The following is a 12,905-nucleotide window of genomic DNA, read 5'->3' as shown; positions in this document are numbered from 1 at the left end:
AAAAAGCGCCGCTGCCCGGTTCTACACAGACGACGATCGACGCGACAGCAAATCGACAGCTTCGCGAAGATTTTCCTGTCCGAATGCGCGGCGGGCATGCACCGTATGCCGCGCCAATGTCATAATCCGCGCAGCATCTACACACGTTTTCAACATGGCGAGCCGGTTCCATCGGAAGATTGGCTGCATTCTCGGATTGCTTGCGATCCTGATGGCGGCGCTCGCACCTACTGTCTCGCAGGCCATTGCGGCCAGCCGCGGCGCATACGATCCCGCCGCTGCGCTCTGCTCCGCCCAAACGGCCAGTCCCGCCGACACCCAAGAGGACGACACCGGCAATACGCACACGCTCGCCTCGCACTGGCACGCGTGCGGCTATTGCAGCCTGCTCGCGCATATTCCCGTGCTGCCCGCGTCGCCGTCGACGTTCGCGCTGACGGTCGCCGCGATCACGCAGCGCGTGGCGGTTCGGTTCGACAGCGTCGCGCTCATCACGCCGTTCGAAAGCGCGCAGCCGCGCGCGCCGCCCGTGCATCTCTGAGTCGAACCCGCGTACCCGCAACGCCGTCACGGTGTTGCTGTTTTCGCGCACGCCGCGTTGCCGCTTTCAGGCGCGTACGCGGCCGGCGCGCGCTCTCACTCAGGATCACCTACATGAATACCCGACACGCCAGGCGCGGCACGCTGCCGTTCGCCGGCTGCATCCTTGCAGCCCTGCTCGTTCCGTCCATTTCTCATGCGCACGCCATTGCAGGCGACCGCGTCTTCCCCGCCACGATGGCCGTCGACGATCCGGGCGTCAGCGACGAACTCAATCTGGAATATGGCCACCAGCGCGTGCGCGGCGACGATGGCGACCAGAGCGTCAACAGCTTCAGCTTCGAATACGACAAGCTGATTACGCCGCGCCTCGCGGTGTCGATCGGAGGCGCCTATGTCGGGCAGAACAATCCGACCGCGCACGGCTTCGACAACTTCAGCGTCGGGCTCAAGTACCTGCTGTATGTGAACGAAGCGCACGAGTTCATGACGTCTGTCGGTGTGGACGCGGACCTGGGCGGCACGGGCAGCCACGCGATCGGCGAGAGCTTCTCGACCATCTCGCCGACGATCTTCGCCGGCAAGGGCTTCGGCGACCTGCCCGATTCGCTCGCGTATCTGCGCCCCATCGCGATCACAGGCGAAGCAGGACCCGCGCTCACGACGGGCGCGGGCCAGCCGAACGCGTTCAACTACGGCGTGACCGTGCAATACAGCCTGCCCTATTTGCAGCAGCATGTGCGCGACGTCGGCTTGCCGCAGCCGCTCGCGAACCTGATACCGATCGTTGAAATTCCGCTGTCGCGCAGCCAGGGGCAAACCACGGGCACGATCAACCCCGGCGTCATCTGGATCAACCGTTATGGGCAATTCGGCATCGAGGCGCAAATCCCCGTGAATCACGCAAGCGGTTCGCATGTCGGCGTGCTGGTGCAGGCGCATCTGTTCTTCGACGACATCGCGCCCACGACCATCGGCAAACCGCTTTTCCCGTAACGAGGACACCATCATGAACACGACACGACTCGTGGCGGCGCTCGCGCTGTCACTCATGCTGACGCCGCTCGCGGCGCTGGCCCATGTGTTTCCGCAGAAGCAGGAGCCCGGCGCGGGCGCGACCGTCGAAGCGCCTGCCAGGGTGACCATCACCTTCGATGGCCCGCTCGAGCCCGGCTTCAGTTCCTTGACCGTCACGGATGCGGCGGGCAAGCAGGTGAGCACCGCGAAATCGGCGGTCGATGCGCAGCAGCCGAGCGTCGCGTCCGTCGCGCTGCCCGCGCTGGCCGCAGGGAAATACACGGTGCATTGGGTCGCGGTGGCATCGGACGGTCATCGCACGCACGGCGACTACTCGTTCAATGTGAAGTGACGCGTGCAGTAACAGCGGGTGCCGAACCCCACGTCCGCTCTGCTGCATCGCGATTAAAAATGTCGTAAAAAATGGGCCGAATGCGCGACGCGCGGCGTCATGGAACTGGACATGACGCCGCGTTGCACGAGGCCGTGCTACTGTCGCAAACAGCCGTTGCAAACGACCATTGAAACAACGATTGCAAGCGGCTGGCCTGCACGTCGCTTTGACCGTTCAACCCCGCTATGGAGTGTGCGTGAACAATCCGCTGATTTTTGGCTTTGCGCTCGTCGCAGTCGATGTCGTGATCTGGCGTTGCACCACACCCAAAAACGAAGTGGCGCGGCTGCTGGTGCGCCTGTGCATTTACGCGGCGTTCAGCGCGCTGCTATTCGGCTCGGGCCTGAGTCCGTTCTCGCAGGCGCCCTACGCGGATTCGAAGCCGTTGCACGTGCTTGGCCAGGTGCTGGAAATCATCTGGTGGCTGATGGGTGCGCGCCTGCTGAGCCTGGCGCTCGACACGCTGCTGTTGCCGCAGACCTGGCGCCGCCAACGGCTCTTCTCGGACGTGTTCGGCGCGGTGGTGTTTCTCGCGGCGGTCGTCGCGGCGCTCGGCTTCGTGCTCGAGCTGCCGGTGCGCGGGCTGGTGGCGACATCGGGCGCGCTCGCCATCGTGCTTGGCCTTGCGATCCAGAGCACGCTCAGCGACGTGTTCGCCGGCATCGTGATCAACACGACCGAGCCGTATCACATCGGCAACTGGGTGATCATCGACGGCGTCGAGGGCAAGGTGCTGGAGATGAACTGGCGCGCGACGCATCTGCTGACCTCGCAAGGCAATATCGTGATCGTGCCGAATGCCGTTGCGGCGAAGGCGAAGATCACGAACAGCAGCCGGCCGCCGTCGCTGCACGGCGTCACCCTCATGCTGGAAATCACGCCCGAAGCGCGCCCGAGCGTGGTGCTGGCCGCGCTGGAACGAGCGCTTGCGGGCGTGCGAGCGGTGATCGCCGATCCGGCGCCGTATGCGATCGTGAAGCGGACCAGCATCATGTCCGTTACGTACGAGGCGACTGCGTATGTCGACGACATGGGCAAGAAACTCGCCGTCACGAATGAGCTTTTTGACTTGTGTTACCGGCAGTTGCAGGCGGCGGGCGTCGAGTTGAAGCCGCTCGGGGTTGGGTATGCGCCTTCTTCGCCTTCGCTGGCGCAGCAGACCGATCCGCGCGTTGCGCTGCTGAGGCGCGTGGAGATATTCGCCGCGTTGACGGCGGAGGAGTTGCAGCGTCTCGCGCCTATGCTTTCACGTCGCTCGTATGAGCGCGGCGATACAGTGGTCACGCCGGACAAAGTGCTCGACCATTTGACCATTGTCGATTCGGGTGTGCTTTCTGTTGTGGCTGAAGATGCGTCTGGGCCTGTCGAAGTGACTCGTCTTGGTCCTGGTGATGCGTTGGGCGAATTCGGTCTGCTGGCAGGCATGCCGGCGCGTGTGACGATCTCGGCGCTTACGTCGGCGACTGTTTATCAGTTGAAGAAGGAGGACTTGACGCCGCTGCTCAAGGATAAGCCCGATGTCGCCAGGGAGATGTGTCAGATGCTGTCGCGGAGGCAGGATACGTTGGGTAAGCTCGGGACGCCGACGCCTGTTGCTCAGTCGGAGCAGTCGATTTTTCAATGGCTGCTGGATGGGATGAAGAAGTTGCATGATCTGACGTTTTGAGGTTTTTTTGTCTGCGACGCTGGATGGTGGTTTGGGCTTTGTGCTGGCATCCGTGTTTGCGTTTTCTCGGCGCGGGCGGGTTTGGTGTGCCGGTCTTTTCGCTGGCATCCGCGTTTTGTTAGCGTGCTTCAAGCGTCGCCCCTGTGCGGGGCGGCACCTACTTTTCTTTGCCGCCGCAAAGAAAAGTAGGCAAAAGAAAGCGGCTCACACCGCCAGCTCGTGTTCTTGTCCACGGGCCCCCAACGGCCCCACGCTTCACACGGCAACATCTTTGTTTGCGTGCGTTGCCAACGCTTCGAATGAGCGCCTCACCCGCTTCGAATACCCGTGCACGGGCAGGCGGCAGCGAATGGTTTGCGCCGCCCAGGTGGCAAACTGTGTGTAGGTTGTCGCGTCGTATAACCTTGCGCTCTTACAGGGTGGAACGCGTGCGCTATCGGTCCGGAGTGAGGCATGTAAGGCACTATGGCCTACACACAGTTTGCCACCTGGGCGGCGGTGGACTATCTGGCACGGCAGACTGTAATGCAGGTGCGTGAAGTAGGTGAGACGCACAGCAAGAGCGCTGGCAACGAACATCAGTCACGTGATTGCCGTGTGAAGCGTAAGACCCTTTGGGGGCCCTCAGGCAGGGAGAAATGTTGGCGGTGTTAGCCGCTTTCTTTTGCCTACTTTTCTTTGCGGCGGCAAAGAAAAGTAGGTGCCGCCCCGCACAGGGGCGACGCGTGGAGCACGAAGGCATAGCGCGGATGCCAGCGCAAGAGCTAGAACAACCAAACCAGCCGCGCCACGAAGGCAATACGCGGATGCCAGCGCAAAGGCAAAAAAACCAAACCGGATGCCAGCACAAAACCCAAACCACCAACCAGCGTCGCAGACAAAAAAAGCAAACACCTCAAGGACCCAAATGCCGACCCCGGCCCCCCGCCCCGCACTAGAATGCCGCTCACTGAGCAAAGCCTACGCAACAAACCGCGTAGTCCTAGCCAACCTGGACTTCAAACTGGAGGCAGGCGAATTCATCGCCATCATGGGCGACTCCGGCGTCGGCAAATCAACGCTATTGAACCTGATAGCGGGCCTGGACCGCGCCGACAGCGGTGAAGTGCTAATCGACGGCACGCCCGTCTCAACGCTGAACGACGACACCGCCACCCGCCTGCGCCGCGAAAAACTCGGCTTCGTCTTCCAGGCGTTCCACGTGCTGCCACATCTGACGCTCGCGCAAAACGTCGCGCTACCGTTACTGCTGAACGGCATCGCACCACAACGCGCACTCGACATGCTCGCCGCCGTCGGTCTGGACGGACGCGGAAACGACATGCCACGCCAGCTATCAGGCGGCGAACTGCAGCGCGTCGCCATCGCTCGCGCCCTGGTACATCGTCCCACGCTGATCCTCGCCGACGAGCCCACGGGCAATCTCGACCCCGACACCGCGCATGAAGTGCTCGCGCTGCTGCGCGAAGAAACCAAGGCAAACGGCGCAGCGACGATGATGGTCACGCATTCGCAAGCGGCCGCCGCCGTCGCCGACCGCGTGCTCATCCTGAGCGAAGGCAAGCTGCACGCGATGCACGCGACATCTCCCCACGCATCGCGCCAAAACCATGAATGACACAGCGCTAAACGCAACCGCGCACCGCGCGCACCCCACGCGCCACGGCCTGCGCACGCTCACGCGCTGGCTGCTCGCCGCCGAATGGCACAGCCACAAAGGCCGCGCGCTGATCGCGATTGCGACCATCGCGCTCGGTGTCGCACTCGGCTACGCCGTGCAACTGATCAACAGCGCCGCGTTCAACGAATTCTCGGCGGCGACGCGTAGCCTGTCGGGCCAGGCAGACTTGCAGGTGCGCGGCGCGCAGCCCACGTTCGATGAAAGCGCCTATCCGCAACTCGCGACTCAACCCGGCGTCGCGCTCGCCAGCCCCGTGCTCGAACTCGACGTGACCGTGCCGGATCGCACCGCGCCGCTGAAAGTGCTCGGCATCGACATGTTCCGCGCGAGCCGCATCGCACCCGATCTGACGGGCGTAACAGACAGCGACAGCCCGCTCGACGCGCTCGCCGGCGACGCCATCTTCCTCTCGCCCGCCGCGCAGCAGTGGCTCGGCGTGCGCGTCGGCGAAACCGTGACGTTGCGCAGCGGCACGTCCGATGTGCATCTGCGCGTGGCGGGCGGCATCGTCAGGGCGCGGCCCGGCCAACGCATCGCGGTGATGGACATCGCGGCTGCGCAATGGCGCTTCGCGCGCATCGGCAAGCTGTCGCGCGTCGATCTGCAACTCGAACGCGGCGTCGATCGCGAACGGTTCCGGCGTGCGTTGCAGGACCAGCTCGGCAGCCGTTTCGCCGTGGGCGAAACGCGCGATGTCGAAAGCCGCACCGACCGGCTGTCGCGCGCCTACCGGATCAATATGAACGTGCTCGCGCTCGTCGCGCTGTTCACGGGCGCGTTTCTCGTGTTCTCGACGCAGGCGCTCGGCGTGGTGCGCCGGCGCGCGCAGTTCGCGATGCTGCGCGTGCTCGGCCTCACGCGTGCGCAGTTGCTGCGGCAGATTCTGCTCGAAGGCGCCTTGCTCGGCACGCTCGGCTCGGTGGCGGGCATCGCGCTCGGCTTCGCGCTCGCGTATGTCGTGCTGCGCTTTTTCGGCAGCGATCTGGGCGGCGGCTATTTCCCCGGCGTTCAACCGACGGTCGGTTTCGAGCCCATTGCCAGCGCGATTTTCGTCGTGCTCGGCATCGGCGTGTCGCTGCTCGGCAGTCTCGTGCCCGCGCTCGAAGCGGCGCGCGCGCATCCCGCGCCCGCGCTGAAGGCAGGCGGCGAGGAAACCGCGCTCGGCAAGCTGTCGACACCGTGGCCCGCGCTCATCTGCATCGCCCTCGGCGTGGCGCTGACGCAGACACCACCCGTGTTCGACGTGCCGATTGCGGGCTATCTCGCCGTCGCGCTGCTGCTGATCGGCGGCATTGCGCTGATGCCGCGCGTCACGTCGCTGCTGTTTCGCGCGCTGAGCCGTACGCTCGATGGGAACAAAAGACAGCGGCCCGCCACGCCCGTCATCGCGCTTGCGCTCGCGCGCCTTGCAAACGCGCCGGGTCAGGCATCGATTGCGATGGGCGGCGTGCTGTCGAGCTTCACGCTGATCGTCGCGATGGCGATCATGGTGTCGAGCTTTCGCGTGTCGGTCGAAGACTGGCTCGCGCACCTGTTGTCCGCCGACGTCTATGTGCGCGTCGCGCCGAACGGCGACACGGGCGGGCTGAACCCGCAGCAACAGACGATGCTCACTGCCACGCGCGGCATCCGGCACGCGGCGTTCGCGCGTACCTCGCAACTGGCGCTCGACGCATCGCGGCCGTCCGTCGCCCTGCTCGCGCGCGAAATCGATGCCGCCGATCCCGGCGCGAACCTGCAGATCACCGGCGACATCCTGCCGCCGTCCGCGTTGCGCGCTGGCGAAACGCCCGTGTGGGCGTCGGAAGCGATGGTCGATCTGTATGGCTATCGCGTCGGTCAACGGCTGACGCTGCCGATCGGCGAGCACGGCGCAGTGTTCGTCGTCGCGGGCATTTGGCGCGATTACGTGCGGCAAACGGGCGCGCTGCAAATCCGTCTCGCCGACTACCGGCGCCTCACGGGCGACACCGGCGCCACCGACGCCGCCCTCACGCTGGAGCGCGGCGTAAGCGCGGCACAGGCCATCGCCGCGATGCGCGCGTTGCCGTTCGCGAGCGCGCTCGACTTCGCGCAACCCGGCGAGATCCGCGCGCGCACGCTGACCATCTTCGATCGCAGCTTCGCCGTCACGTATCTGCTGGAAGCCGTCGCAATCGTGATCGGATTGTTCGGCGTCGCGGCGACGTTTTCGGCGCAGACCCTGTCGCGCTCGCGCGAGTTCGGCATGCTGCGACACGTGGGCGTGACGCGCGGACAGATTCTCGCGCTGCTCGCGACGGAAGGCGGACTGCTCACCGCGCTCGGCATCGCGATGGGCTGCGTGCTCGGCTTCGCGATCAGCCTGATCCTCGTGTTCGTCGTCAATCCGCAGTCGTTTCACTGGAGCATGTCGCTGCATGTGCCGTGGATGCTGCTATCCGTGCTGGCGCTCGTGATGCTCGCGTCGTCGTGTACGACGGCCGTCGCGGCGGGCCGCCGCGCGGTCTCCGTCGATGCCGTGCGCGCGGTCAGGGAGGACTGGTGATGCGTGCCGCCCGTATTCTGTTGCTCATGTTTGCGTGCCTGCTTCGCGCATCGTTTGTGTTCGCGGCCGAACCGCAGTTCGCGGCAGTCTTGCCGGGCAAGTCGATTGAACTGCCGCGCGATACGGGCGCGCATCCCGCGTTTCGCACCGAATGGTGGTATGCGACGGGCTGGCTGGAGACGCCCGATCATCAGCCGCTCGGCTTCCAGATCACCTTCTTCCGCTCGGCGACGGGCCATCCGGCCAGCGATCCAAGCGCGTTCGCGCCGACGCAGTTGATCATCGCGCACGCCGCGCTCAGCGATCCGAAGCTAGGCCGGCTCGTGCACGACCAGAAGATCGCGCGGCAAGGCTTCGGCCTCGCTTACGCGAAGCCCGACAACACCGACGTTCGGCTCGATACCTGGCGCATGGTCCGCGCGCCGGACGGCCACTACGACGTGAGCGCCGACGCTGCCGGCTTCGCGCTGCATCTGACGTTCACGCCGACGCAGGCGCCGCTGCTTCAGGGCGACAACGGCTACTCGCGCAAAGGACCACTGCCGGAACAGGCGAGCTACTACTACAGCGAGCCCCAACTGCGCGTGACGGGTAGCGTCACACGCCCATCCGCCGATGGTGCGAGCCACGCGCCGACGCCAACGCCCGTCACGGGCAGCGCGTGGCTCGATCACGAATGGTCGAGCACATTGCTCGCATCCGATGCAGTCGGCTGGGACTGGCTCGGCGCGAACCTGACTGACGGCGCCGCGCTGATGGCCTTCAAGGTACGCGCCGCCGATGGGCGCGCGGTCTGGGCGCACGCCGCGCTGCGCACGGCCGACGGACACGTCACGCAATACGGCCCCGGCGACGTCGACTTTTCGCCGACCCGCCAATGGCGTTCGCCACGCACGAACACGCAATACCCGGTGGCGACCGTCGTCCGCACGGGCGATATCCGCTGGCAACTGACGCCCTTGCTCGACGATCAGGAACTCGATTCGAGCGAATCGACGGGCGCGCTCTATTGGGAAGGCGCGGTCACCATCCGCCGTGATGGGCAGCCTGCGGGGCACGGCTACCTCGAACTCACCGGCTATGGAAAAAAGCTGAAGCTCGAACGGCGCTGATGCCCGTCCAGCGGGCGTCTAGGTGTAAACCCTTAAATTTGGAAAAGTCACTTCCACTGGATGGTCTTAATCTTAAACGGCTACTTACCTACACTTGCTTCAACTGATTGCGAACAGGGCTGTTCGCAAAGTCGAAAACAAAGTTGGAGGTTCATCATGAAGTCGCTGATCAAGGCTGTTGCCATCGCTGCTGTGCTCGCTATCCCCGCTGTGTCGTTCGCTCAGTCGAACCAGCCTGTTACTCGCGCTCAGGTCCGCGCCGAACTGGTTCAGCTGGAAAAGGCCGGCTATCGCCCGGGCGCAGGCACGGAAGCGCACTACCCCGATGAGATCCAGGCCGCGCAAGCGCGTGTGGACGCGCAGAACGGCGCAGCGAGTGGCTACGGCGGTGTCGCGAACGCATCGCAGTCGGGCCGTCCTAGCGTGTCGGCTGCGGACTGGAATGCGATGTACAACCGTCCGTAAGTCGCTTTGATGCCCGCTTCAGTCTGACGTCTGTCTAGCGTCTACTTCGCGCCCGCCGTGCCTGTCGCGGGCGCGATTCGCCACACCGCGTTGCCGACATCGTCGGCAACCAGCAGCGCGCCGCGCGCATCCAGCGTGACACCGACGGGCCGCCCAACCGCGTGCCCGTCCGGCGTCAGGAATCCCGTCAGAAAATCTTCCGGTCCGCCCGACGGCTTGCCATTCTCGAACGGCACGAAGATCACCTTGTAGCCCGCAAACGGCTTTCTGTTCCACGAGCCATGCTGGCCAACGAACGCGCCGCCACGGTAACGGTCCGGGAACAGCTTGCCGTCATAGAACGCCAACCCGAGCGATGCCGTGTGATTGCCGAGCGCATAGTCCGGCGCGATGGCTCGCGCGACCATGTCCGGGTTCTGCGGCTTTACGCGCGAGTCGACGTGTTGTCCGTAGTAGCTGAACGGGAAGCCGTAGAACGCGCCGTCCTTCACCGACGTCATGTAGTCGGGCACGAGGTTGTTGCCCAGTTCGTCGCGTTCGTTCACGGTCGTCCACAGCATGCCCGTTTGAGGTTGCCACGCCATGCCGTTCGGATTGCGCAGGCCGGTTGCGTAAGGCCGCATCGTGCCGCTCGCGATATCGAATTCGACGATCCGCGCGCGGTCCGCTTCCGCTTCGACGCCGTTCTCCGCTGCGTTGCTGTTCGAACCGATCGTGATGTAGAGCCGCTTGCCGTCGCGGCTCGCAAGGATATTTTTCGTCCAGTGATGGTTGATCGGGCCGGCGGGCAGATCGGCGACCTTCACGCCCTGCGATGCAATCTTCGTTTCGCCCGTGACGTAATCGAAGCGCAGCAGCGCGTCGGTATCGGCGACATAGAGCTGGTTGCCGATCAGCGCCATGCCGAACGGCGAATGCAGCTTGTCGATGAACACGCTTTGCGTTTCGGCGCTGCCGTCGCCGTCTGCGTCGCGCAGCAGCACGATCCGGTCGGGGCTCGGCACGCCCGCGCCTGCGCGCTTCTGAAACTGCTTCGTGATCCACCCGACCACGCCGCCGCCTTCGTCGTGCGGCTGCGGCGTGTTGGTCTCGGCGACCAGCACGTCGCCGTTCGGCAGCGTGTAGAGCCAGCGCGGATGCTGGAGATTCTCGGCGAACGGCGTCACCGCGAAACCGGGTGGCGCGGTGGGATGCGTGCCGGCGGCACGCGTTTCGACAGGCGCGATGTGGACTGTCGGTACGAGTGATTTCGTGGGCGCGGGCAGTGTCGGCGAAGGGCCGAAACTCGCTTCTTCCGGCGTCGTGGATGGCGCCGCGCAAGCGGCAAGCGGAACGACGACACTCGCGATCAGAAAGGGACGAACGCGCATGGAACCTCCAGCGTCAGTGCAACCGGGAGCGGCGCAATTGATGACTGCGCAGCAAATGTCTTGCCCGATGCTGACGATTTGTGGCTGGTGAGGTTTGGAGATGGTAGCTCGGACTTCTCCACAGATTTCGTTCATAAGGCTGTGGGTAACCTGGGCAAGACTAGCGCAAGTCATTGACGCCATTCAGGTTGCACACGCTGCATCCGCCTCGCGTCACTCGCGCACGCTTCTTCTACGCGTGGACACGCCGCGAGGTTGTCCACAGTTTCCGTGCACAAGCCTGTGAGTATCCTGCGCAAGACTCACGCAACTCATTGATGCGACTCAGATTGCACGCGATGCATCGGCTATCGCTCAATACACGCCCTCGATGTTATCCACAGTTTTTGGTGACAACCCTGTGGACAACACCCGGACTCGCGCCTTATCCCACTGACGCATCACGGCTTTTCCTTGCGACGCGCTCACGCAGCACATCCCGCTACTGCCGCGCATGCACGCGCTCCCGAACACCTTCCAGCCGCTCGCGCACAAATCGCACATGCTCGCGCAGCACATAGAACCCATCGGCATAAGCAAGCGGCATCCGCAGCGTATTCAGTGACGCCTCGATGCCATCCAGCTCCGCAAGCAGCTTCGCGCGTTCTTCATCCGATGAACTGCGCATCGCGTCGCGTTCGATCGCGATCAGCGCGCCGTAGTACCGGTAAATCCGCGAGCGCACGCGCCAGCTGAACAGCGCGGGAATCAGCCGCAACGCGGGAATCAGCAGCACGGCGATCGGCAGCAGCAACACCAGCAAACGGTCGACCACCGTCGCGAGCCAGAACGGCAGCGTCCGGTACAGAAAGCTCTTGCCAGACTTGTAGTAGCGCGTCGCATCCTCGCTGATGCGGAATTCGCGCGCGACGGAATTGGGAAACTGCCCAGCCTTCTGCAACAGCCCCGCCGGACCATTCACTTCCTGCGCGGCTTCGATCAACAGGTCGGATATCGCTGGATGCAGGTTCGAGCGCGCCACCATTTCGACGGTCGGGCTGATCAGATGAAGCGGCTCGGGCGGAATGCGGCGCCTCAGATCGAGCAGACCAATGGGCAGATCGAGGTTGTCGAGATAAGGAAAGATCCGCGTATAGGCATCCGCTTCGGTGAAATTCATCACCGACACGCCAGGAATGGTCAGCAGACGCAGGATCATCGCGCGCGTGGTCGAGTCGCCGCTCAGCAGCGCCGCGTCGACCTCGCCAGTCACGAGCGCTTTCGCGGCGTCGAGCCCATCGAGCGGCAAGAGTGTCGTATCGCCGTCCGGCACGATGCCGTTCGCCCCGAGCAGTTCGAGCGACAGCATCCGCGTGCCGCTGCCTTCGCGGCCGATGGCAACCCGCTTGCCTTCCAGATCTGACAATTGCGACAGTCCCTTGCCGCGATACACGACGATCAGCGGCACGTACGACACCGTGCCGAGCGACATCAGCGACGTCGTATCCCGGCCAGCCGAGACGCCCCCCTGCACGAGCGCGACATCCACCCTTTGCTTCCGGTCGAGCAGCCGGTCGAGATTCTGCACGGAGCCATCGGACTCCAGCACGTTGAGCGTCACGCCATTGCGCCCGAGTATCTTTCGATATTCCTGCGCGTACTGCATGAACGAGCTGTCGTGCGGACCGGCGCTGATCGTAATCGTGCGCGGCGGCGCGGGATCGACCAGCCATATCACGAGCCAGGCGAGCACGGCGAACAGCACCACGAACGGCAGAAACGACACGGCGAGATCGCGCCACATCGCATGCGTGTGGTCGCGAACGACTCGCGGAGAATGCTGACGAACATTTTTCTTCATGGCCCGGCTCGCCTCCGAGATGCATCATCGCCCATCGTAGCCGTCTCGCGCCGCTCTGTGGAGCACCTTGCGCGCGCCCGTCCAAACCCGTTTCTCCGCACCCGCCAACCGACGATTCCGTCATCGACAACAAAATCGCCGCGAGCACTTGCGCGATCGAAAGTGTGTCTCTATAATTCGCGCTCTTCGCTAGGCTCGTAGCTCAGCTGGTTAGAGCACCACCTTGACATGGTGGGGGTCGTTGGTTCGAGTCCAATCGAGCCTACCAACGAATATACGCAGTAAATGGAAGC

Annotated in this window: 10 protein-coding genes and 1 tRNA gene; 9 read left to right on the top strand and 2 right to left on the bottom strand. The window is 64.1% G+C overall.

From position 1 onward, the window contains the following. Positions 1–154: 154 nt before the first annotated feature. The 8 genes from SB822_RS33200 (at position 155) to SB822_RS33165 (ending at position 9,402) form a co-directional block, all read left to right on the top strand. Complete coding sequence (locus SB822_RS33200; protein WP_410856533.1) at positions 155–541, top strand: DUF2946 domain-containing protein; 387 nt, start codon at positions 155–157, stop codon at positions 539–541. Positions 542–654: 113 nt separating this feature from the next. Continuing rightward, the gene (locus SB822_RS33195; RefSeq protein WP_007585219.1) at positions 655–1,536 is read left to right on the top strand and encodes a hypothetical protein; all 882 of its coding nucleotides are present in this window, start codon (positions 655–657) and stop codon (positions 1,534–1,536) included. Positions 1,537–1,549: 13 nt separating this feature from the next. Continuing rightward, positions 1,550–1,909 (top strand): copper resistance protein CopC, encoded by a 360-nt coding sequence (locus SB822_RS33190; protein WP_410856532.1) that lies wholly within the window; start codon positions 1,550–1,552, stop codon positions 1,907–1,909. Between the two features lie 238 nt (positions 1,910–2,147). Further along, entirely contained in the window at positions 2,148–3,617 is a 1,470-nt protein-coding gene (locus SB822_RS33185) for a mechanosensitive ion channel domain-containing protein (protein ID WP_410856531.1), read from the top strand. Positions 3,618–4,524: 907 nt separating this feature from the next. Then, positions 4,525–5,235, top strand: coding sequence for an ABC transporter ATP-binding protein (locus SB822_RS33180; protein ID WP_410856547.1), 711 nt, complete (start codon positions 4,525–4,527; stop codon positions 5,233–5,235). Further along, positions 5,228–7,825 (top strand): FtsX-like permease family protein, encoded by a 2,598-nt coding sequence (locus SB822_RS33175; protein ID WP_410856530.1) that lies wholly within the window; start codon positions 5,228–5,230, stop codon positions 7,823–7,825. Before SB822_RS33180 ends, SB822_RS33175 begins: the two co-directional genes overlap by 8 nt. Then, the gene (locus SB822_RS33170) at positions 7,825–8,937 is read left to right on the top strand and encodes a lipocalin-like domain-containing protein (RefSeq protein ID WP_007737168.1); all 1,113 of its coding nucleotides are present in this window, start codon (positions 7,825–7,827) and stop codon (positions 8,935–8,937) included. The genes SB822_RS33175 and SB822_RS33170 overlap by 1 nt, the downstream gene beginning before the upstream one ends. 156 nt (positions 8,938–9,093) lie before the next feature. Then, a complete protein-coding gene (locus tag SB822_RS33165; RefSeq protein ID WP_009770509.1) occupies positions 9,094–9,402 on the top strand; it encodes a DUF4148 domain-containing protein in 309 nt (102 codons plus the stop codon). Positions 9,403–9,443: 41 nt separating this feature from the next. Here the strand turns inward: SB822_RS33165 and SB822_RS33160 are convergent, their stop codons facing one another. Further along, positions 9,444–10,772, bottom strand: a complete 1,329-nt coding sequence (locus SB822_RS33160; RefSeq protein WP_410856529.1) for a PQQ-dependent sugar dehydrogenase — start codon at positions 10,770–10,772, stop codon at positions 9,444–9,446. Between the two features lie 481 nt (positions 10,773–11,253). Beyond that, positions 11,254–12,612: a TAXI family TRAP transporter solute-binding subunit gene (locus tag SB822_RS33155; RefSeq protein ID WP_009770507.1), complete on the bottom strand. Its 1,359-nt coding sequence runs from the start codon at positions 12,610–12,612 to the stop codon at positions 11,254–11,256. A 191-nt stretch (positions 12,613–12,803) separates the two neighbouring features. Here SB822_RS33155 and SB822_RS33150 point away from each other — a divergent pair. Continuing rightward, positions 12,804–12,880, top strand: a tRNA-Val gene (locus SB822_RS33150). Positions 12,881–12,905: the final 25 nt, after the last annotated feature.

This window comes from Paraburkholderia sp. SIMBA_054 (assembly GCF_046534875.1).
GTDB lineage: Bacteria > Pseudomonadota > Gammaproteobacteria > Burkholderiales > Burkholderiaceae > Paraburkholderia > Paraburkholderia hospita.
The sequence above is the reverse complement of the archived record's forward strand: the minus strand, read 5'-3'. Positions and strand labels throughout refer to the sequence as shown.